Annotated in this window: 15 protein-coding genes; 5 read left to right on the top strand and 10 right to left on the bottom strand. The window is 70.5% G+C overall.

Annotated features, from left to right (window positions below):
- Positions 1-319: 319 nt before the first annotated feature.
- Entirely contained in the window at positions 320-856 is a 537-nt protein-coding gene (locus AC1DCG_RS22180; protein WP_477037081.1) for a hypothetical protein, read from the bottom strand.
- A 155-nt stretch (positions 857-1,011) separates the two neighbouring features.
- On the opposite strand from AC1DCG_RS22180, the gene metC reads away from it, so the two are divergent.
- On the top strand, positions 1,012-2,166 hold the full coding sequence (gene metC / locus AC1DCG_RS22175; RefSeq protein ID WP_477041675.1) for a cystathionine beta-lyase: 1,155 nt from the start codon (positions 1,012-1,014) through the stop codon (positions 2,164-2,166).
- A gap of 228 nt (positions 2,167-2,394) precedes the next feature.
- Positions 2,395-4,302 (top strand): glucans biosynthesis glucosyltransferase MdoH, encoded by a 1,908-nt coding sequence (gene mdoH, locus AC1DCG_RS22170; RefSeq protein WP_477037080.1) that lies wholly within the window; start codon positions 2,395-2,397, stop codon positions 4,300-4,302.
- Between the two features lie 3 nt (positions 4,303-4,305).
- On the opposite strand, the gene cobA is transcribed toward mdoH, so the two are convergent.
- The 8 genes from cobA to AC1DCG_RS22130 form a co-directional block, all read right to left on the bottom strand.
- Complete coding sequence (gene cobA, locus AC1DCG_RS22165; protein WP_477037079.1) at positions 4,306-5,088, bottom strand: uroporphyrinogen-III C-methyltransferase; 783 nt, start codon at positions 5,086-5,088, stop codon at positions 4,306-4,308.
- Positions 5,081-7,780 (bottom strand): molybdopterin-dependent oxidoreductase, encoded by a 2,700-nt coding sequence (locus AC1DCG_RS22160; protein ID WP_477041674.1) that lies wholly within the window; start codon positions 7,778-7,780, stop codon positions 5,081-5,083. Before AC1DCG_RS22160 ends, cobA begins: the two co-directional genes overlap by 8 nt.
- A 4-nt stretch (positions 7,781-7,784) precedes the next feature.
- Positions 7,785-8,138, bottom strand: coding sequence for a nitrite reductase small subunit NirD (nirD, locus tag AC1DCG_RS22155; protein ID WP_477037077.1), 354 nt, complete (start codon positions 8,136-8,138; stop codon positions 7,785-7,787).
- Positions 8,135-10,600, bottom strand: coding sequence for a nitrite reductase large subunit NirB (nirB, locus tag AC1DCG_RS22150; protein ID WP_477037076.1), 2,466 nt, complete (start codon positions 10,598-10,600; stop codon positions 8,135-8,137). The genes nirD and nirB overlap by 4 nt, the downstream gene beginning before the upstream one ends.
- A 30-nt stretch (positions 10,601-10,630) precedes the next feature.
- Positions 10,631-11,851: a nitrate/nitrite transporter gene (locus AC1DCG_RS22145; protein WP_477037075.1), complete on the bottom strand. Its 1,221-nt coding sequence runs from the start codon at positions 11,849-11,851 to the stop codon at positions 10,631-10,633.
- Positions 11,852-12,116: 265 nt separating this feature from the next.
- Positions 12,117-13,283, bottom strand: a complete 1,167-nt coding sequence (locus AC1DCG_RS22140) for a CmpA/NrtA family ABC transporter substrate-binding protein (protein ID WP_477031419.1) — start codon at positions 13,281-13,283, stop codon at positions 12,117-12,119.
- The gene (locus tag AC1DCG_RS22135; RefSeq protein ID WP_477031418.1) at positions 13,280-13,858 is read right to left on the bottom strand and encodes an ANTAR domain-containing response regulator; all 579 of its coding nucleotides are present in this window, start codon (positions 13,856-13,858) and stop codon (positions 13,280-13,282) included. The genes AC1DCG_RS22140 and AC1DCG_RS22135 overlap by 4 nt, the downstream gene beginning before the upstream one ends.
- Before the next feature lie 150 nt (positions 13,859-14,008).
- A complete protein-coding gene (locus tag AC1DCG_RS22130) occupies positions 14,009-14,794 on the bottom strand; it encodes a TOBE domain-containing protein (protein ID WP_477031417.1) in 786 nt (261 codons plus the stop codon).
- 121 nt (positions 14,795-14,915) lie between these two features.
- On the opposite strand from AC1DCG_RS22130, the gene modA reads away from it, so the two are divergent.
- The 3 genes from modA (at position 14,916) to AC1DCG_RS22115 (ending at position 18,502) form a co-directional block, all read left to right on the top strand.
- Positions 14,916-15,674: a molybdate ABC transporter substrate-binding protein gene (modA, locus tag AC1DCG_RS22125; protein WP_477031416.1), complete on the top strand. Its 759-nt coding sequence runs from the start codon at positions 14,916-14,918 to the stop codon at positions 15,672-15,674.
- Positions 15,675-15,679: 5 nt separating this feature from the next.
- The gene (modB, locus tag AC1DCG_RS22120; RefSeq protein ID WP_477031415.1) at positions 15,680-16,342 is read left to right on the top strand and encodes a molybdate ABC transporter permease subunit; all 663 of its coding nucleotides are present in this window, start codon (positions 15,680-15,682) and stop codon (positions 16,340-16,342) included.
- A gap of 102 nt (positions 16,343-16,444) precedes the next feature.
- Positions 16,445-18,502, top strand: coding sequence for a transglycosylase domain-containing protein (locus AC1DCG_RS22115; protein WP_477037072.1), 2,058 nt, complete (start codon positions 16,445-16,447; stop codon positions 18,500-18,502).
- 148 nt (positions 18,503-18,650) lie between these two features.
- On the opposite strand, the gene AC1DCG_RS22110 is transcribed toward AC1DCG_RS22115, so the two are convergent.
- Positions 18,651-20,213 (bottom strand): alpha-N-arabinofuranosidase, encoded by a 1,563-nt coding sequence (locus tag AC1DCG_RS22110; RefSeq protein ID WP_477037071.1) that lies wholly within the window; start codon positions 20,211-20,213, stop codon positions 18,651-18,653.
- Between the last annotated feature and the right edge of the window lie 627 nt (positions 20,214-20,840).

Below are 20,840 nucleotides of genomic sequence, written 5' to 3'. Positions count from 1 at the left end.
CTCAAGGAACCTCCCCCCGTGGGGGAGGCGATCGCGCAGCGATCGGTGGGGGGAGTGACTGCGAAACCGGCCGCCGCCTCGAAAGCTGAAACCGGCCCCCCACCGGCCTTCGGCCGCCTCCCCCACAGGGGGAGGTTCGCCGATCAAGACGCTCCCCCTGAAGGGGGAGGCAGCCCGAAGGGCCGGAGGGGGAAGTTCCTGATGAGCCTGAGCCGGCCCCCGACGTGAGAAGTCCCTTCCCCCTCAGTCGCTTTGCGACAGCTCCCCCTTCAGGGGGAGCATCTTGGACGGAGGGCCGGAGGGGGTCAGCGCCGGCGGTTCAGCGGCCCTTCGGACACTCCGCCCGGATCAGCGCGTAGCTGGCGAACCCCTGCTCCTTGCCGCCCGCCCCACGCATGACGATGGACCAGCGCAGATGCTCTCCCGCCGACGCCCAGCGATTGACGAAAACTGCCTCGCCATAGGGGTAGCTGACCTCGAAGCCGTCGGCGGCCGCCTGGCCCGCGCCCTGGGAGGCGCCGTCGCCGCCGAAGCTGTCGGCCCACAGGCCGATGATCGCGGCCGGCTCGCCGGCCTTGGTCGCGCGCCCGCCAAACAGCAGGTGGGCGGCGTAGGTGTCGGCGGGATCGGCCTTGGCCGCGCTGTCGGCCTCGACCAGCATCATGGCGCCGCCGACGATCGGCCTGGCCGAAAGAGCGATGCTGACCGGCTTGCCCATCACCGTCCCCTCGCCCTTCCAGCAGCCGGCCAGGGCCGAAACCTCGGCCGGCGGCGGCGCGGGCGGCGGATCCTCGGCCCGCGCGGCGGCCGCGGTCATCGACGCCGACAGCGCGAGAAGCAGAACCGGAACTCTCATCTCATCCCCCGATACGACGCCGGCCCCGCCGGACGTCCGCTTCTAGATGGCCGATTCCCCGCACCGCTCGCCATGACGTTGATCGAATGCTTGAACCCCGCCCGCCCGCGCCCTTAAACGACGGGTTCCTTCCCGTGCTTACGAGTCCCGCCGCCATGGACGAAAAGACCCGCCTGATCCGCTCGGGCCTGCAGGCCCCGTCCCTGGCGCGGACCGTCAATCCGCCGATCCAGCGCGGCTCCACCGTGCTGATGCCCAGCGCCGCCTCGCTGTACGACGACAGCCAGCTGACCTACGGCATCACCGGCCTGTCCTCGCCCGCCGCCCTGCAGGCGGCCCTGGCCGAACTGGAAGGCTCGCCGGATGTGACCCTCTACCCCTCGGGCCTGGCGGCGATCACCGGGGCGATGATGGCGGTGCTCAAGGCCGGCGACGACGTGCTGGTGGTCGACAGCACCTACAAGCCCACGCGCCGGTTCTGCGACCGCTTCCTGACGCGCTTCGGCGTCACCACCCGCTATTACGACCCGGCCCTCGACGCCGACGCCCTGCTGGCCCTGGCCCAGCCCAACACCCGGCTGATCCTGCTGGAGGCGCCCGGCTCGCTGACCTTCGAGATGCAGGACGTGCCGGCCATCGCCGCGGCCGCCAATGCGCGCGGCATCCTCACCCTGATCGACAACACCTGGGGCGCGGGCCTGCTCTTCAAGCCGCTGGCCCATGGCGTGACCATCAKCGTCCAGGCCCTGACCAAGTATGTCGGCGGCCACTCCGACTGCTTCATGGGCAGCGCCACCACGATGGACCCGGTGATCGGCGACGAGCTGGGCAACGCCATGTGGGACGTGGGCTGGTCGGTGTCGCCCGACGACGCCTACACCATGCTGCGCGGCCTGCGGACCCTGGCCACGCGCATGCCCCGCCACGAGCAGAACGGCCTGGCCGTGGCCCGCTGGCTGGAGCAGCGGCCCGAGGTCGCCCGCGTGCTGCACCCGGCCCTGCCCGACGATCCGGGCCATGCGATCTGGAAGCGCGACTTCTCCGGCGCCTGCGGCCTGTTCGGGGTGGTGCTGAAGCCGACGACGCAGCGCTCGGTGCACGCCTTCCTCGACGCGCTCACCCTGTTCGGCCTCGGCTTCTCCTGGGGCGGCTTCGAGAGCCTGGCGATCCATTGCGACCCGCAGCTGAAGAGCCGCAGCACGCCGGTCAACTTCGAAGGCCCCTTGCTGCGCCTGCATATCGGGCTGGAGGATCCGATCGACCTGATCGCCGACCTGGAGCGCGGCTTCCGGGCGCTGGCGGCGGCCTGAGGCGAAGGGTGCGGGTTGCGGCGCGCCGAACGGACTGTTTCCGCACAGCAACACAGCGCCACATCCCTGCCGCAAGCAGGGCCAGATTATGCCCAAACGGCTGAATATGCGAAGTTATTCAGCAGTACATACGCGCGGCCACGCCCAGGGAAACTTGACCGTGGTTATATTTCCTTCGCATCGCAACTGATCGTCGCCGTGGGGGTTCTTCGCGCGAAAGGACCCTTGATGGACATACGCCTCGCCGACCGGCTTCCGCCTTGCAACGTTCCCGATGAGGCGCCGCCGGCCGCCTGGCTCCCCGCCGAGTCCGCGATGGAAATGCCCGTCCGCGAACTGTCGGACCCCGATGTCGGCTGGCGCCGCCTGGCTCGCTCGCGGCAGCGGCGGCGGCTGGCGCTCGGCGCCTTCACCATCCTGGCCTTCGCCTTCGGCCTGACGACGATGCTGGACGCCTTCACGGCCGGCGGCGTCACCGTTCTGGAATGGATCGACGCCCTGCTGGTGGCGGTGCTGCTGGCCTGGACCGGCTTTTCCTGCGCCGCGGCCCTGGGCGGCTTCCAGCTGGCGCTGAACCCCGACACCTGGGAGCGCCGCCTCGACGATCCCCCGCCCCACCTGCGCAAGAAGGTCGCCCTGCTGGCGCCGATCTACAACGAGGACGTCGCGGCCGTGTTCGCCCGCATCGAAGCGATGCGCGCCGATCTCGACCGCGAGCGCCTGTCGTCCACCTTCGACATCTTCGTGCTCAGCGACACCCGCGATCCGGATATCGCCGAGGCCGAGCGCCTGGCGGTGATCGCCGCCCGCTCCAGCCCCTCGCCCACCCGCCTCTACTACCGTCGCCGCGAGCAGAACACCGACCGCAAGACCGGCAACCTGGCCGAATGGGTCCGCCGGTTCGGCGGCGCCTACGAGTGCATGGCGGTGCTGGACGCCGACAGCCTGATCAGCGCCCGCTCGCTGCGCCGCATGGCCGGCGCGATGGAGACCGAGCCGACCCTGGGCGTGCTGCAGGCCGGCACCACGATCGTCGGCCGCACCACCCTGTTCGGCCGCGCCGAGCAGTTCGCCAGCTGGGTCTACGGTCCGCTGGCCACCTGGGCCCTGGCCTGGTGGAGCGGCGCCGAGGCCAACTATTTCGGCCACAACGCCATGATCCGCACCAGGGCCTTCGCCGAGTGCTGCGGCCTGCCGCACCTGCCCGGCAAGGCCCCGTTTGGCGGCGCCATCCTCAGCCACGACTTCGTCGAGGCCGCCCTGATGCGGCGCGGAGGCTGGGCCGTGCGCATGGCCCCCTCGCTGGACGACGTGCACGAGGAGGCCCCGCCCACCCTTTCGGACATGCTGGTGCGCGACCGCCGCTGGAGCCAGGGCAACCTGCAGCACCTGGGCATCCTGGGCGTGAAGGGCCTGCACCCGGTCAGCCGCCTGCACCTGCTGCGCGGCGCCCTGGCCTATGCGCTGGCCCCGGTCTGGCTGCTGCTGGTGGTGCTGAGCGCCATGCTGGCCGCCTTCCCGGTCCTGGGCGGGGCGCGGGCCGAGCTGTTCCTGGTCGAGGGGGCCGCGGCCGCCTTCGCCGTGTCGCTGGGCTTTCTGTTCGCGCCCAAGCTGCTGGCGGTGATCCTGACCTGCAAGGAAGGCAAGGCCGAGGGCTTCGGCGGCGTCGGGTCGCTGCTGGCCTCGGTGGCGGTCGAGACCCTGCATTCGACTCTGACCGCGCCGGCCATCCTGTTCGGTCACGCCCGCTGCCTGGTCGACATCCTGGCGGGCCGCGACTCCGGCTGGGCGGCCCAGCGCCGCGACGCCGAAGGCACGCTCTGGCGCGAGGCCCTCAAGCGGCACACCCCCGAGATCGTCGCCGGCGGCCTGCTGCTGGGCTGCGCCGCCCTGGCGGGTCCGGCTTTGGGCGTGTGGATCCTGCCCGCGGCCATCGGCCTGATGATCGCGCCCGCCGCCTCGGTGCTGACCGGCAGCGCCCGCTGGGGCCTGGCGCTGCGCAAGCGCGGCCTGCTGGTCGCCCCGTGCGAGCTTTCGCCTTCGCGTCTCCTGCGCGAGGCCTACGGCCGGGCGGCCGGACCGCAGATGCGTCTGCGCGAAGAAGACGACGGCGCCGCGGCGATGGCCACGGCCTGAGGCTTAGGCCCAGATCGCTTCGGCCTGGATCCGCGCCAGTTCCGGCGTCCAGCGCAGGTCCTGGGCGCGGCGGGCGACGGCGCCAATGACGATCAGGACCGGACCGCCGGTCCCGCCGGCCAGAAGCTGCGGCAGGGCGTCGAGACGCCCGGTCCGCAGCGACGCGGCCGGGTCTCCCGCCCGCTCGACGACCAGCGCGGGCGTGCCGGGCGAGCGGCCCGCGGCGATCAGGCGGCGGCCAAGCTCGGCGGCCGCCTCGCCGCCCATGTAGACGGCGACCGTGGCCTCGGGATCCGACGCGGCGGCCCAGTCCTCGATGACGTCGCCGCTGCCGACCCGGGCCGTGGTGAAGATCACCCGCCGGGCCTCGCCGCGATGGGTCAGGGGGAAGTTGAACTGGGCGGCTGCAGCGCTGGCGGCGGTGACGCCGGGCACGACCTCGACGCACACGCCGTGGGCCCGCAGGAACTCGGCCTCCTCGCCCACCCGGCCGAACACCGACGGATCCCCGCCCTTCAGCCGCACGACCCGCAGGCCCCGGCGCGCCAGCCGCAGCATCAGTCGGTTGATCGCCTCCTGCTTCATGCTGGGCCGGCCCGACCGCTTGCCGGTGAGGATCCGCACGCAGCCGGCCGGGGCCAGGGCGATGGCCTCATCCGAGACCAGGGCGTCGTAGAGCAGCGCCTGGGCGCTCTCGACCGCGCGGGCCGCCCGCAGGGTCATCAGGTCGACCGGACCAGGACCGGCGCCGACCAGCAGCACGTCTCCGAGAGCGGCGTCACGCATGGGCGGTCTCCTTGGCCTTGAGGGAAGCGGCGGCCGCGATCATCCGGGCGATCTCCGGACGGCACGAGCCGCAGTTGGTTCCGGCGCCGGTCGCCGCGCCGACCGCGTCGGCGGTGGCGGCCCCGGCTGCGATGGCGGCGTCGACGGCCTTGGCGCCCACCTTCAGGCAGGCGCAGACCATCGGTCCCTTGTCGACCGGCGCGCCGGGCGGACGGCCGATCAGCAGGGCCGAGCGGGCCTCGGCGGTCAGCGCATCCAGGGCGAACAGGTCGGCCAGCCAGTCGCGCGGCGGCAGGCGGCCGGCGGCGGTCTGGAACAGCACCGCGACCAGCTTGCCGTTCTCGATCCAGGCCTCGCGTCGTGAGCCGGCGCCGGCGTCCTCGAACACGGTGGTCTCGCCGGTCAGCTCCTTGACCAGACGCTTGCGCAGGGCCTCGCGCTCGGCGGCGTCGCCGCGGCCTGCGAACTCGTGCAATTGGGCGGCGTCCTGCGGGATGCGCCGCCAGACCAGGTCGAGATTGGCCGGGGCTGCGATGATCTCGCGGCTCAGGAAGAAACCCTTCCAGGTCTCGCGATAGGCGCGCGCGCGGGCCGGGGTGTGCTTGAACTCCGGCTGACCGGAGGTGGGATCCAGGTTCGGCGCGATCAGGTGGTTGGACTTGCCCGACGGCGCGAAGGCGTCCGTCCAGTGCATCGGCATGAACAGGCCGCCCACGCGCTGGCGATCGGTGACCTTGGCCAGGGCCACGGCCTCGCCGCGGGCGGTGGAGACGCGGGTCAGGGCGCCGTCCTTGATCCCGGCCGCCTCGGCGTCACGCGGATGGATTTCGACGAAGGGCTCGGGCGCGTGGCGGCAGAGGTCGGGCGCAAGGCCCGTGCGGGTCATGGTGTGCCACTGGTCGCGGATGCGGCCGGTGTTGAGCGACATCGGAAAGGCGTCGCTGACGGCGTCGGCCGGCCCCTTGGGACGCACGGGAACCGTGCGGGCGCGACCGTCCGGTGTCTGGAAGCGACCATCGACGAACAGGCGGGGCGTCCCCTGCCCTTCGACGCGGACCGGCCACTGGATCGGGGTCATGGCGGCATAGTCGTCGGGCGTCATTGCCGAGAGGCCCGTCAGGTCGAGCAGGCGCGAGCCCTGGTTCTCATAGGCCGTCAGGCGGGCCCACTCGCGGAAGATCGAGGCCTGCGAGGGCCAGCCGAAGCCGTCGAAGCCCATGCCCTGGGCCACGTCGGCCATGATCCGCCAGTCGGCGCGCGCCTGGCCGGGGGCTGGAAACAGGGCCCGCTGGCGCGAGATCCGGCGCTCGGAATTGGTGACCGTGCCGTCCTTCTCGGCCCAGGCCAGGGCCGGCAGCTTGACGTGGGCATAGGCGGTCGTGTCGGTCTCGACGCAGTCGGAGACGACCACGAACGGGCACGCCTCCAGCGCCTCGCGCACCGCGCCGGCGTCGGGCAGGCTGACGGCGGGGTTGGTGGCCATCACCCAGATCGCCTTGATCTTGCCAGACCGCACGGCCTCGAACATCTCGACGGCCTTGAGGCCCGGCGCGCGGGCGGTGTTCGGCGCCCCCCAGAAGCGGGCGACGCGATCGCGATCCTCGGGCGCGAAATCCATGTGGCCGGCCAGGGTGTTGGCCATGCCACCCGTCTCGCGGCCGCCCATGGCGTTGGGCTGGCCGGTGATCGAGAACGGGCAGGCGCCCGGCTTGCCGATCCGGCCCGTGGCCAGATGGGCGTTGATGATCGCCAGGCCCTTGGCCACGCCCTGGGCCGACTGGTTGGAGCCCATCGAGAACAGGCTGACGGTCTTGGGATGGGTGGCGAACAGGTCGTAGAAGGCCAGCAGGTCGTCCACCGCGATCCCGCAGTCGGCGGCGACGGCGGCGGGTGACTGGTCGTCCTGCGCCAGGGCCTCGCGCACGGCGTCGAAGCCGCTGACATGTTCGCGGATGTAGTCGAGGTCGAGTGTGCCGCGACGGTCCATCTCGGCCAGCAGGCCGTTCCACAGCCGCACGTCCGCCTGGGGCGCGATGGCCAGGTGCAGGTCCGCACCCTCGGCGGTGTCGGTGCGGCGCGGGTCGATGACCACGTGCTTCTGGCCGCGGGCCTTGGCGGCTTCCAGGCGGCGGAACAGGATCGGGTGCGTCCAAGCGGCGTTGTGGCCGGCGAAGACGACGAGGTCGGCCTCGTCGAGGTCATCGTAGCAGCCGGGCACCAGGTCGGCGCCGAAGGCCTGCTTGTGGGCCGCCACGGCCGAGGCCATGCAGAGCCGGCTGTTGGTGTCGATGTTGCCCGAGCCGATGAAGCCCTTCATCAGCTTGTTGGCGACGTAGTAGTCCTCGGTCAGCAGCTGGCCCGAGACGTAGAAGGCGACGCTGTCGCGGCCGTGGCGGGCGATGGTGTCGCGGAAACGCTTGGCGACCAGGGCCGTGGCTTCGCCCCACGTGGCGATACGGCCGTTGATCGAGGGTTCCAACAGACGGCCTTGCAGGCCGACCGTGGCGCCCAGGGCCGAACCCTTGGAGCACAGCCGGCCTTTGTTGGCCGGGTGGGCCGGGTCGCCGGACACAGCCAGCACCCTTTCCCCGCCCATTTGGCTCCCGCCCGCCGCCCCCGCGACGCMGCAACCGACGCCGCAATAGGGACAGGTGGTTCGAACCGTCGCGATGGCCCCGGAGCCGTCGGCCATGGCGTCAGCCCGCCATCACCGGCTGGGCCAGCAGGACGCGGCCGTCCTGCACCCGCACCGGAACGACCGGCGTGCAGCCCTTGCCGGCGTCGGCGCCGGTGGGCTGGCCGGTGGCCAGGTCGATGACCCAGCTGTGCAGCGGGCAGGTCACGCCGTGGCCGTGGACAATGCCTTGGCTCAAGGGACCATGCTTGTGCGGACAGCGATCGACCAGGGCGAAGACCTGGCCGTCGCCGGTACGGAACACCGCCACGTCGCCCTGCGCCGTCGCCACCCGGCGCGACCCGCGCTCGGGAATGTCGGTGACGGCGCCGACGTCGTGCCAGGCCGGATCGATGTCGAAAGTCTGGATCGTCATTCCGCAGCCATCCCCATCGGAAGCGTCGCCATTGGGGCGAATTCACCGGCCTCGACGCCCTTGCTGGCGCGCTCGGCCCACGGGTCGACCTGGGCGGTCTCCTGCGACTTCACGAACCGGGCGAACAGCGCCGCGCGGTTGTCGAGGTCCTCGACCGTGGCGGCATGGATCGTCTCCAGGCCGATGCGGGCCATCCACTTGTAGATCCGCTCCAGGTACCAGCCGCCCTCGCGGTACATCTGCATGACCGCCGAGATCAGCTGGATCGCCTCCTCTTCGGTGGCCACCTTGGTCAGCAGTTGCGTGCCCTGGATGTGCAGGCCGGCGGCGCCGCCGACGTGGATCTCGTAACCGCTGTCGACGCAGATCACGCCGATGTCCTTGCAGGTCGACTCCGCACAGTTGCGGGGACAGCCCGACACCGCCAGCTTGACCTTGGCCGGCGCCCACGAGCCCCACATGAATTTCTCGAGCTTGATGCCCAGGCCCGTGGAATCCTGGGTGCCGAAGCGGCACCACTCCGAGCCGACGCAGGTCTTCACCGTGCGCAGCCCCTTGGCGTAGGCGTGGCCGCTGACCATGCCCGCGGCGTTGAGGTCGGCCCACACCGCCGGCAGGTCGTCCTTCTGGACGCCCAGCAGGTCGATGCGCTGGCCGCCGGTCACCTTCACCGCCGGGATCGCGTACTTGTCGGCGACGTCGGCGATGGCGCGCAGTTCGTCCGGCGTGGTCATGCCGCCCCACATACGCGGAACGACGCTGTAGGTGCCGTCCTTCTGGATGTTGGCGTGGACCCGCTCGTTGATGAAGCGCGACTGGCTGTCGTCGACATACTCACCGGGCCAGGCGCACAGCAGGTAGTAGTTCAGGGCCGGACGGCACGAGGCGCAGCCGTCGGGCGTGGTCCATTCCATGGCTTGCATGACGGCGGGCATGGACTTCAGGTCCTGGGCCAGGATCGCCTCGCGCACCGCGCCGTGCGGATGCGAGGTGCACTTGCACATCGGCTTGGGCCCGGTCTGCACCTTGAAGCCGTCGCCCAGCGTGGCCTTGATCACCTGCTCGACCAGCGGCGTGCACGAGCCGCACGAGGCCGAGGCCTTGGTGACGGCCCGCACGTCGTCCAGCGTGGTCAGGCCCTGGGCGGTGATGGCCGAGGTGATCGCACCCTTGCAGACGCCGTTGCAGCCGCAGATCTCCTGCGTGTCGGGCATGGCCGCAACGGCCGCGCTAGGGTCCAGGCCGGACAGCCCCTCCGTGATCGCCTGGCCGAAGATGATGGTGTCGCGGATTTCGGCGACGTCGGTCCCGGCCTTCATCAGGTCGAAGTACCAGCCGCCATCGGCCGCATCGCCGAACAGCACCGCGCCGGCGACCCGGCCGTCCTCGATGACCACGCGCTTGTAGACGCCCCGGGCGGCGTCGCGGAACACGATGTCCTCGCAGCCCTCGCCGCCGGCGAACTTGCCGGCCGAGAACACGTCGACGCCCGAGACCTTCAGGCGGGTCGACAGCACCGAACCCTGATAGGCGCCCTCGCCGTCGGTAAGCTCTTCGGCCAGAGCGCGACACATGTCCCAGATGGGGGCCACCAGGCCATAGCAGTTGCCGCGGTGCTCGACGCACTCACCAACCGAGAACACCGCCGGATCGGAGGTGCGCATGGCGTCGTCGACGATGATGCCGCGGTTGACCTGGAGGCCCGACGCCTTGGCCAGGGTGGCGTTCGGACGGATGCCGACGGCCATCACCAGGATGTCGCAAGGCAGGATCCGGCCGTCCTTCAGCTTCAGGCCCGTGACCTTGCCGTCCTCGCCGACGATGGCCTCGGAGTGGGCGCCCAGCACGGTCTCGACGCCGCGCTCCAGCAGGGCCTCGCGCAGCAGGTAGCCTGCGCTCTCGTCGAGCTGGCGCTCCATCAAGACGTCCATCAGGTGCACGACCGTGGCGCCCATGCCGCGACGCGCCAGGCCGTAGGCGGCTTCCAGGCCCAAGAGGCCGCCGCCGATGACCACGGCGCGAGCGCCGGGCTTGGCCGAGGCGGCGATCATGGCGTCGACGTCGTCGAGGTCGCGGAAGGTGACCACGCCCGACAGGTCGGCGCCCGGCAGCGGCAGGCGGAAGGGATCCGAGCCGGTGGCCAGGATCAGCTTGTCGTAGACGACCTCCAGGCCGCCCTCGGCGATCACCTTGCGCCCTTCCAGATCGACCCCGGTGACCCAGCGGCCGGCATGAAGCGCGATGCCGTTGTCGCGGTACCAGGCCTCGTCGTTGATGACGATGTCGTCGAAGGTCTTCTCGCCGGCCAGCACCGGCGACAGCATGATGCGGTTGTAGTTCACCCGCGGTTCGGCGCCGAAGATGGCGATGTCGTAGCGCTCGGGATCGCGCTTGAGGATTTCCTCGACCGCCCGGCAACCGGCCATGCCGTTGCCGATGACGACCAGCTTTTCCTTGGTCATGGTTCTAGCTCGTTGCGGAGGAATGGGAGGTCAGACGCGGACCGGAGCGGCGTCGCCGTGCAGGGTCGGCCAGACGGCGCGCCAGCGGGCCTTCAGTCCGTGCAGGGCCAGCAGCGCGAACAGCGCCAGGGCCGCGAAGCCGAGAAAGCCGATCTGGTAGTCGCCGGTCAGCTTCTTGGCGAGGCCGAGGGTCGAGGCCAGGTAGAAGCCGCCGATGCCGCCGGTCATGCCGATCAGGCCGGTCATGACGCCGATCTCCTTGCGGAAACGCTGGGGCGCCAGCTGGAACACCGCGCCATTGCCGGCGCCCAGCGCCAGCATCGAGAACATCAGGGCCGCCAGGGCGAACCAGGCGGTCGGCAGCTTGAAGCTGGCGACGCCCAGGCCAAGCGCCGCCAGGGCGTAGACGATGCTCAGGGTGCGCACGCCGCCGTGACGGTCGGCCAGGGCGCCGCCGACCGGGCGGATGAACGAACCGGCGAAGACGCAGGCGGCGGTGAAGAAGCCGGCGATCACCGGGTCCAGGCCGTACTCGGCGTTGAAGTAGATCGTCAGCGACGAAGCCAGGCCCACGAAGCCGCCGAAGGTGACGCCGTAGAGCAGCATCAGCCACCAGGCGTCCGGAACCTTCAGCACGTCGAGATACTCGGCCAACTTCTTGGGCGCGGGCTGCTCGGGGGCGTCCTTGGCCAGCAGCATGTAGACGACGAAGGCGACGGCGAGCGGGATGGCGGCCAGGCCGATGACGTTCTGCCAGCCGAAGGTCTTGGCCAGCATCGGCGCGAACAGGGCGGCCAGGGCCGTGCCCGAGTTGCCGGCGCCGGCGATGCCCAGGGCCAGGCCCTGGTGCTCCTGCGGATACCAGCGCGAGGCCAGCGGCAGGGCGACGGCGAACGAGGCGCCGGCCACGCCCAGCACCACGCCCAGCGCCAGGATCTGGTGGTAGTTGTGCACGCCCAGCGACCAGGCGACGGCCAGGCCGGTCAGCACGATCAACTGGCCGATCATGCCGGTCTTCTTGGGGCCGATGCGATCGACCAGGATGCCGTTCACGAGGCGTAGCAACGCGCCGGCCAGGACGGGGATGGCGACCATCAGGCCCTTCTGGGCGGGGTCGAGCCCGAAGTCCTTGGCGATGGCCACGCCCAGCGGGCCCAGGATCACCCAGACCATGAACGACAGGTCGAAATAGAGGAACGCGGCGAACAGGGTCGGCGTGTGGCCGGCCTTGAGGAAGTCACGAGAGATCATGATGCGCCTCGGAGTGTTGCGTGTCTGCAAGAGCGAGGCGTCGTCGCCTCGTCGGGTGACCGCATCCGAGCGGTCGTCTCTGGCAGCCACGGACGCCGTTGTCCGAAGGCTTGACCTCACTGAACATCGGTCCGGGGACGGATGTCACGGGCTGTAAAGGGCCATGGCCCGCACAACGCACGCCCCGCATGGTTGCTCAGCAAAAAGGCGCCGGCGGCGCCCTTCAATTGTGCAGATGCGAAGCGTCGATGCGCCCCAAGGCCGCTCAGGCCCGGGCGCGACCGATCGAGAACGCCGTGGCGTAGGGGCCCGCGCGCCGGGAATCGAAGGCCGGTCCCTCGAACAGCGGGGCGAGTTCGCCCGGCCCATCGGCGAAGACCTGGGCGGGCTCCAACATCGGGCCGGCGGACAGCGCCGCGGCGCGGAACATGTCGGGCCGGTAGACCGCATCGGCGGCCGCCTCGAGGTCGGCGCCGGCGGACACCTGCCCCCAACGCACCATCTGCGACAGGAACCAGAGCGCATGCTCGCGCCTGGGCACCCCGGCCCCATCGCGGTGAAACACGATCTCGTCGGTCAGGGCCCGGCCCAGCACCTCGGGCGATACGCCGACGTGCTCCGGCCGCGCCAGCAGGGCGATCAGGTCCTGGCGATTGGCCGCCTCGTCCGCCCAGGCCGAGGCCCGGATCAGCGCTCGCAGCGCCGCTCGCAGTTCGTCGGGATAGTGATGCGCCCAGGCCTCGGTGACGCCGAACACCTTGTCGGGACCGCCCGGCCAGAAGGCCGAGGCGGTGATGACGATCTCGCCCAGCCCTTCGCGCTCGGCGACGGCGTTCCAGGGCGCACCGACGCAGAAGCCGTCGATATCGCCGGCCCGCATCTGCTCGACCATGCGCGGCGGCGGCGTGACGACCAGGCGCACGTCCTTGTCGGGATCGATCCCGGCCTGAGCCAGCCAGTAGCGCAGCTCGTAATTGTGCATCGAGTACGGGAAGACGACGGCGAAGGTCAGCGGTGCGCCGCCCTGCCCCGCCCGTTCGGCGATGACGCGCGCCAGGGCCCTGGCCGAGGCCGGCTGTCCGGCCATCGCTTCCGGGTCCGCAGCGCGCATGGCGGCGGCCAGCCCCTTCGAGACGGTGATGGCGCTGCCGTTGCGGTTCAGGGCCATCGGCGCGATCAGCGACGGACCGACGTCCAGCGTAAGGCCGCCCGAGGCGCCGGCCGCGGCCGCCAGGGCCATCGGCGCCAGCATGTGGGCGCCGTCGAGCGCGCCGACGGCGACCTTGTCGCGGATGGTCGCCCACGAGGCTTCCCGACTGAGCGAAACGTCCAGCCCTTCCTCGGCGAAGAAGCCGAGAGACTTGGCGACCACCAGCGGCGCGCAATCGGTCAGCGGAATGAAGCCCAGCTTCAGATCGGCCAGCCCGCTCAAGACGCGTCCCCCTTCAGCACCCCGGCGAAGGCCAGCAGGTCGGCCGCGATCGCCCCGATCGGCTTGCCCCGGTCCATGGCCAGCTTGCGCAGCAGGCGATAGGCGCCGTCCTCGTCGAGGCCGCGCTCCTTCATCAGGAGACCCTTGGCGCGCTCGACCGTCTTGCGGGCTTCCAGGTCAGCCTTGACCTTGGCCAGGTCGCCGCGAAGCTGCTGGGTCAAGGCGAAGCGGCTCATGGCCACGTCCAGAATCGGCCGCACGCGGGCCGGCGCCAGGCCGTCGACGACATAGGCGGCCACGCCCGCGCGCACCGCCTGTTCGGCCAGGCCCGGCTCGGAGCGATCGACGAACATCACGACCGGGCGCGGATTGGACTGGCTGGCTTCGCGCAGGCTTTCCAGCGTGTCGCGGTCGGGGCTCTCGGCGGCGATGACCACGACGTCGGGCGCGAACTCGACCGCCTCGCGCTCGTCGAAGCGCGCCGACCGGCGCACCTCCAGCGGATGCACGCCCTCGAGCCCCTCCGCCACCAGGGCGGCGCGGGCCGGATCCGGATCAATGACGAGAACGCGCATGCCCAACGCCCTAAGGACCATGGACGCCCCGGGGGAGCGTTTTGCGGCCACGGTCACGCTCGAACACAGTTCCGCTCAATCAGCGGGCGCCGCTGCGTATTGCTAAAGCAGACGAGCGCCCACGCCTCTGCGACCAAGGGCGGCGCCCCACTAATCGACCGCCAGGATCACGTCCGACGGGGCGATCACGGCGTGGACTGACAGGCCCGGCGCCAGGCCGGCGACCAGCGCGCTCGGAACGGTGGCGACCAGGGTCTTGCCCCCAGGCAGGGCGATCACGACCTCGCTGGCGGCCTCGCCGTCCTCGCGGTCGAGAACCTCTCCCGCCAGCACGTTGCCGTCCACGCCGGCCTGCGCATCGGATACGAGGCGTACAAAGCTCGACTTGACCAGGGCCACCGCCGGCCGCCCGACGGCCAGGCCCAGTTCCTCGACGCTGCGACGGGTGATCACCGAAGCGATCTCGACGCCGCCGCCGATGGCCAGCCGCACCTCGACCGTCACGCCAAGCGGCGCCAAGGCGACGACCGTCCCGCGAAGAGCGTTGCGGGCGCTGGTGCGCAGGCCAAGACTCCAGAACAGGTCCTCGCCGACCTCCGACGCCAGGCCGGCCTCCAGCCGCGCCAGCGCCGCCCCCACCTCGCGCTCCATGTCGCGGAAGGCCCGCACCACGGCGTGGCCTCGCGGCGTGACCTGCGCGCCGCCGCCCGAGCGGCCTCCGGCCCCGGCGGCGATCAGCGGCGCGTCGAACAGGTTGTTGAGCGCCTGCACGGCGTCCCACGCGCCCTTGTAGGACAGGTCCAGGCGCTTGGCGGCGGCGCTGATCGAGCCGAGCTCGGCCACCGCTTCGATCAGCGCCACGCGCTCCAGGCCGACACGGGCCAGGGCGCCGCGCCGCAGGATCAGGCTGGCGCTCAGATCGCCCGCTCCGCTCATCGACATCCTTTCCGACTCCGTTCGACCGCTTGTCGCCCGGGAACGCCCGAAAAAACAGCCTGACAGTCGGCCAAAGCTCGTTATGTACTCGCTTTACATATCCGCCAGATCCGAGCCGCCGATGTCTCTCGCCCGCCGCCCCCTGATCGCCGCCGCCCTCGCCGCGGCGCTGTCGATGGTCGCCGGCGCGGCCTTCGCGGGCGAGACCAAGGTCGCGGTGGCCGCCAACTTCACCGAACCGGCCAAGGCCATCGCCGCCCGGTTCGAGAAGGCCACCGGCCACAAGGCCACCCTGAGCTTCGGCTCGTCCGGCCAGTTCTACGCCCAGATCGCCAACGGCGCGCCCTACGAGGTCTTTCTGTCGGCCGACGTCGAACGGCCGCAGAAGGCCGAGGCCGACGGCCTGGCCGTAGCCGGCTCGCGCTTCACCTACGCCACCGGACGGCTCGTGCTGTGGAGCAAGACGCCTGGTCTGGTCGACGGCCAGGGCGCGGTGCTGGCCAAGGGCAGGTTCGAGAAGCTGTCTATCGCCGATCCGAAGGCCGCGCCCTACGGCCTGGCCGCCGTCGAGACCCTGACCAGGCTGAAGCTCTACGAGGGGCTGAAGCCCAAGATCGTCACCGGCTCGTCGATCACCCAGGCCTATCAGTACGTCCAGACCGGCGCGGCCGAGCTGGGCTTCGTGGCCCTGTCGCAGGTCGTCGACGACAAGGGCGGCTCGCGCTGGATCGTTCCCAAGGCCGACCACACGCCGATCGACCAGCAGGCCGTGCTGCTGAAGACCGGCGCCGGCAGCGATGCGGCCAAGGCGTTCATGACCTTCCTGAAGGGTCGCGAGGCCAAGGCGATCATCCGCCGCTACGGCTACGAAGTGCGCTGAGCGCCATGGTCGAGGTCGTCTGGCTGACCCTGAAGCTGGCGACGGTCACCACCGTGCTGCTGCTGGCGCTGGCGACGCCGCTGGCGTGGTGGCTGGCGCGGGGACGCTCGCCGGTAAAGCCGGTCGTCGGCGCGCTGGTCGCCCTGCCCATCGTGCTGCCGCCCACGGTGCTTGGCTTCTACCTCCTGATCGCGCTCGGTCCTGAAAGCCCGCTGATGGCGCTGCTGCGGCCGCTGGGGATCCGCACCCTGGCCTTCACCTTCGAGGGGCTGGTGATCGGGTCCCTGGTCTACTCCCTGCCCTTCGCCGTGCAGCCGCTGCGCAACGCCTTCCTGGCCATCGGCGAAGAGCCGCTGGAAGTCGCCGCGACCCTGGGCGCGAACAAGATCGACACCTTCATCCGCGTGGCCCTGCCCCTGGCCCTGCCCGGTTACGCGGTCGCCGCCCTGCTGGCCTTCGCCCACACCATCGGCGAGTTCGGCGTGGTGATGATGCTGGGCGGCGGCATTCCGGGCGAGACCCAGGTGCTGTCGATCGAGATCTACCGGCTGGTCGAGAGCCTGGAGTGGGACAAGGCCCACCAGCTGTCGGCCCTGCTGCTGGCGTTCGGCTTCCTGGCGGCCCTGACGCTGCTCTTGCTGGAAAAGCGACGGAGCGCTCCGGCCTGAACCGGCGTTTCCCCAAATAGAGCTTGTGGGCTGGGCGGTCGCCTCGCCTGTGGTATTGACGCGCCTCGCTTCCATCGGCGTCCTTTTCGAGTCCCATCGCGCATGTCCGATCCCGCCGCTCCGCAAACCGGTCCCGACGACGCCGAGGACAAGGCTCCCGACACCGTCGCCGAGGCCGCCCCCGAGGCGCCGACGCCCATCGTCGACGAGCCGGCGAAGCCCAGGCGGGTTCCGATCTGGAAGCAGCGTCCCTGGCAGATCGGCGCCGGCGTCGTGGTGCTGGCGATCGTGGCGGTCGTGACCTGGCTCCTCTGGTCGCTGCCGCTGGGCCGAGCGCTGGAGCCGGCCAACAATCCGACCATGGTGCTGCTGGCCTCGGACGGCACGCCGATCGCCCGCCGCGGCTCGTACAAGGAAGCCCCGATCGAGGCCGCCAAGCTGCCGGCCTATGTTCCGGGCGCCTTCATCGCCATCGAGGACCGTCGCTTCTACAAGCACATGGGCATCGACCCCAAGGCGATCGCCCGGGCCCTGGGCGCCAACGCCAAGGCCGGCGGCGTCTCCGAAGGCGGCTCGACCATCACCCAGCAGCTGGCCAAGAACGCGTTCCTGAGCAGCGACCGCAATCTTCGCCGAAAGGCCCAGGAAGCCCTGATCGCCCTGTGGCTGGAAGCCAGGCTCTCGAAGGAAGAGATCCTGTCGCGCTACCTGTCGGCGGTCTATTTCGGCGAAGGCGCCTTTGGCCTGCGCGCCGCGGCCCGGCACTATTTCGACACCACGCCCGAGAAGCTCTCGGTCGGCCAGGCCGCCATGCTGGCCGGCATGGTCAAGGCCCCCTCGCGCCTGGCCCCCACCGAAAACTTCGAAGGCGCCCGCGAGCGCATGGACGTGGTGCTGGGCGCCATGGTCGAGACCGAGGTGATCACGCAAGCCCAGGCCGACAAGGCCAAGCGTGACATGCATCCGATCCCCGAGCGCGAAAAGCTGCCGACCGGCTCGTACTTCGCCGACTGGGTGTTCCCGCAGGCCCGCGCCGCCTATGACGCCCGCTACGGCGAGACCATCGTCAAGACGACGCTGGACGCCAAGCTGCAGGCCAAGGCCGAGAAGATCCTCAACGACGCCATCGCCCGTGACGGCAAGGTGCTGAACGTCACCCAGGGCGCGCTGGTGGCCATGCGCACCGACGGCAGCGTCGTGGCCATGGTCGGCGGCCGCGACTACAAGCAGAGCCAGTTCAACCGCGCCGACGCCGGTCGCCAGCCGGGCAGCGCCTTCAAGCTGTTCGTCTATCTCGCCGCCATCCGCCAGGGCATGACCCCGACCTCGCCGATCCTGGATGCGCCGGTCGACGTGCGCGGCTGGAGCCCGAAGAACCACGAGGGCAAGTACGCCGGCCGCGAGGTGCCGCTGATCACCGCCTTCGCCGGTTCGTCCAACGTGGCGGCCGTGCGCCTGGCCCAGCAGGTCGGCCGCAAGGCCATCGTCGACACCGCGCGGGACCTGGGCGTCACCGAGCCGATCCCCGACGACCTGACCCTGGCCCTGGGCACCGGCCCGATGAGCCTTGTGCAGCTGACCGGCGCCTACGCCGCCATCGCCGCGGGCGAGACGCCCGTGACGCCGCACGGCTTGGCCGACTGGAAAGCGCCGAAGAAGGCCCGCGCCCTGTCGAAGAGCGAGCTGGCCGGCATGCGCGACCTGCTGCGCTCGGCCGTGCACCGCGGCACCGGCGTCGAGGCGGCCATCCCCGGCGCCTTCGGCAAGACCGGCACGACGCAGGGTTACCGCGACGCGATCTTCGTCGGCTATGTCGGCGACCTCGTCATCGGCGTCTGGGTCGGCAACGACGACAACAGCGCCATGAACGGCGTGGTCGGCGGCGGCCTGCCGGCCAAGATCTGGAAGGCCTTCGCCCTGTCGGCCACCGGCGCCGCGCCCAAGCCGGCCGAGGACGACGCGATCAGCGCCGCCGAGGACGCCAGCCTGGCCGAGCCGATCCTGGGACCGGACGGCCTGCCGCTGCCGCCCGAGGCTCCGCCGGTCGAGGGCGAAGCGCCGGCCGATCCGACGGCGCCCGCGCCGATCGTTCCGGCTCCGGCGGCCCCGGCGGCTCCGCCCCAGCCGGCCGAGCCGCGCGGTCCGACGAACCTTCCGTAGAAAGCGAAGGGGTCAGGAACGGCGACCGTTCCTACCCCCTCACCCTCCCAGGCTATCGCCTGGGCCCCTCTCTCTCCCTATGGGAGAGGTTTCAAAAAAGAGCGGCGCTGGCTTGGCCAGCGCCGCTTGTCGTTTGGAATTCGAAACCTCAGTTCAGGTCCAGCACCACCACCGACTTGGCCGGCAGGGTCGCCGTCAGGGTGTCGCCCTTGATGGTCGCGCCCTTGAACTCGGCCGGCTTGACCGCGTCGGGCTTGTCGAAGGTGTTGCGCGAAGCCATTTCCGGCCCCGTCAGCACCCGGCCCTTGGCGGTCTTGGCGGTCGAGCCCGAGAGCTTGACGGTGACCGTGGCCGACTTGTTGGGGTCGAGATTGACCAGCGCCACGTGCACCGCGCCGTCCGTGCCCTTGCCGGCCGAGGCGGTCACGGCCGGAACCGACGACTTGCCGACCACGTACTGCGGGGTGCCGATCTCGACCGGCAGGAAGGTCGCGCCCTGGAAGGGCTTATAGAGGTCGAACACCCAGTAGGTGGGCGTCAGGACCATCTTTTCCTTGTCGGTCAGGATCATCGCCTGCAGCACGTTGACCATCTGGGCGATGGCGGCCAGGCGCACCCGGTCGGCATGCTTGTGGAAGATGTTCAGGGTCGCGGCGGCCACCACGGCGTCGCGCATGGTGTTCTGCTGGTAGAGGAAGCCCGGCTCGGTGCCCGGCTCGACGTCGTACCAGACGCCCCATTCGTCGACATAGAGGCCGACCTTCTTCTCAGGGTCGTACTTGTCCATCACCGCGCTGTGCCTGGTGACCAGCTCTTCCATCTTCAGGGCCTGGACCATGGTGTCGCCCCAGCCCTGCTCGTCGAACACGGTGGCCGAACCCTTCTTGGTCCAGTTGCCGGTCGGGATGACGTAGTAGTGCAGGCTGAGCGCGTTCATGTTCTTGGCCGCGCCCTTCATCAGGACCTCGGTCCAGTTGTAGTCCTCGGCGTTGGGACCGGCGGCGACCTTCACCGGGCGATTGCCGCGCGGGGCGCGGACGAACTCGGCGAAGTTGCGATAGAGGTTGGTGTAGTGCTCGGCCGTCATCTGGCCGCCGCAGCCCCAGTTCTCGTTGCCGACGCCGAAGAAGTCGACCTTCCAGGGTTTGTCGCGGCCGTTGGCGCGGCGCATGTTGGCGATCGAGGAATTGGTCGGCGAGGTAAGGTACTCGACCCACTCCGACATCTCCTGCGGGGTGCCGGTGCCGACATTGCCGGCGACATAGGTCTTGGTGCCGATCAGCTCGGCGAAGTCCATGAACTCGTGGGTGCCGAAAGTGTTGGGCTCCTCGACGCCGCCCCACATGACGTTGACCTTGACGGGGCGCTTGTCGCGCGGGCCGATGCCTTCGCGCCAGTGGTAGTCGTCGGCGAAGCAGCCGCCCGGCCAGCGCACGACGGGCACCTTCAGCGCCTTGAGGGCGTCGACCACGTCCTTGCGGTAGCCCTTGATGTTGGGGATCTTGCTGTCCTCGCCGACCCAGACGCCTTCATAGATGCCCCGGCCCAGGTGCTCGGCGAACTGGCCGTAGACTTCCGGCTGGATGACCGCGCCCGGCTGGTCGGCGCGCAGGGTCCCGCTGACCTTGGTCTGGGCGACCGCGCCGCCGGCGATCAGCAGGGCCGCGGCGACGCCGCCCATCAGGGCGTGCTTGAGCATCTTGGAATTCACGTCGTTCTCTCCCTCTACTCGCCGTGCGCGCGACGCCGGCTCGGACAGGCGCGCATCCTGGCGCGCACGACGCGCCGGAGCCCCTTGTTATTTGTCTGAGTATACTTGCCCGCGAGGAGCGTCAATCGAAGCGCGCGGACGGCGCAGGCCAGCAATACAACGACATGTAACGGGGTTTGGCGGGTGGGCTTGTCGGATGATTTGGCTGGCTCGTCGGTCGATGCGCCCTGAAGGGGGAGCCGACTGAAGGACTGGCATGAACTGGCCTCATCCGGCGCTGACCCCCTCCGGCCCTCTGGGCCACCTCCCCCCAGAGGGGGAGGATCTTGGATCGGCGAACCTCCCCCTGTGGGGGAGGCGGCCGAAGGCCGGTGGGGGGCCGGTTTCAGCTTTCGAGGCGGCGTGTGAGTTCGCAGTCACTCCCCCCACCGATCGCTGCGCGATCGCCTCCCCCACGGGGGGAGGTTCCTTGAGGGTTGGACATGCGTTCTCACACTCCCGTGGAAATCCACGAAAGCTGATGGGGAGGCGCGGAGCGGCCGGGCGGAGCCCGGGGACCGTAGGTTTGTTTAGCGTTTCGGCTTCGTCGACCGCTCCGCCGCGTCGTTATTCCGGAGGGCCGGAGGC

The sequence above is a fragment of the Caulobacter sp. 10L414 genome, from assembly GCF_056395525.1.
The sequence above is the reverse complement of the archived record's forward strand: the minus strand, read 5'-3'. Positions and strand labels throughout refer to the sequence as shown.

Excerpts from the sequence above, each read along its gene's own strand:
- AC1DCG_RS22180 (WP_477037081.1), bottom strand. The coding sequence starts at position 856 with ATGAGAGTTCCGGTTCTGCTTCTCGCGCTGTCGGCGTCGATGACCGCG.
- mdoH (WP_477037080.1), top strand. The coding sequence starts at position 2,395 with ATGGACATACGCCTCGCCGACCGGCTTCCGCCTTGCAACGTTCCCGAT.
- cobA (WP_477037079.1), bottom strand. The coding sequence starts at position 5,088 with ATGCGTGACGCCGCTCTCGGAGACGTGCTGCTGGTCGGCGCCGGTCCT.
- nirD (WP_477037077.1), bottom strand. The coding sequence starts at position 8,138 with ATGACGATCCAGACTTTCGACATCGATCCGGCCTGGCACGACGTCGGC.
- nirB (WP_477037076.1), bottom strand. The coding sequence starts at position 10,600 with ATGACCAAGGAAAAGCTGGTCGTCATCGGCAACGGCATGGCCGGTTGC.
- AC1DCG_RS22145 (WP_477037075.1), bottom strand. The coding sequence starts at position 11,851 with ATGATCTCTCGTGACTTCCTCAAGGCCGGCCACACGCCGACCCTGTTC.
- AC1DCG_RS22135 (WP_477031418.1), bottom strand. The coding sequence starts at position 13,858 with ATGCGCGTTCTCGTCATTGATCCGGATCCGGCCCGCGCCGCCCTGGTG.
- AC1DCG_RS22130 (WP_477031417.1), bottom strand. The coding sequence starts at position 14,794 with ATGAGCGGAGCGGGCGATCTGAGCGCCAGCCTGATCCTGCGGCGCGGC.
- modA (WP_477031416.1), top strand. The coding sequence starts at position 14,916 with ATGTCTCTCGCCCGCCGCCCCCTGATCGCCGCCGCCCTCGCCGCGGCG.
- modB (WP_477031415.1), top strand. The coding sequence starts at position 15,680 with ATGGTCGAGGTCGTCTGGCTGACCCTGAAGCTGGCGACGGTCACCACC.
- AC1DCG_RS22115 (WP_477037072.1), top strand. The coding sequence starts at position 16,445 with ATGTCCGATCCCGCCGCTCCGCAAACCGGTCCCGACGACGCCGAGGAC.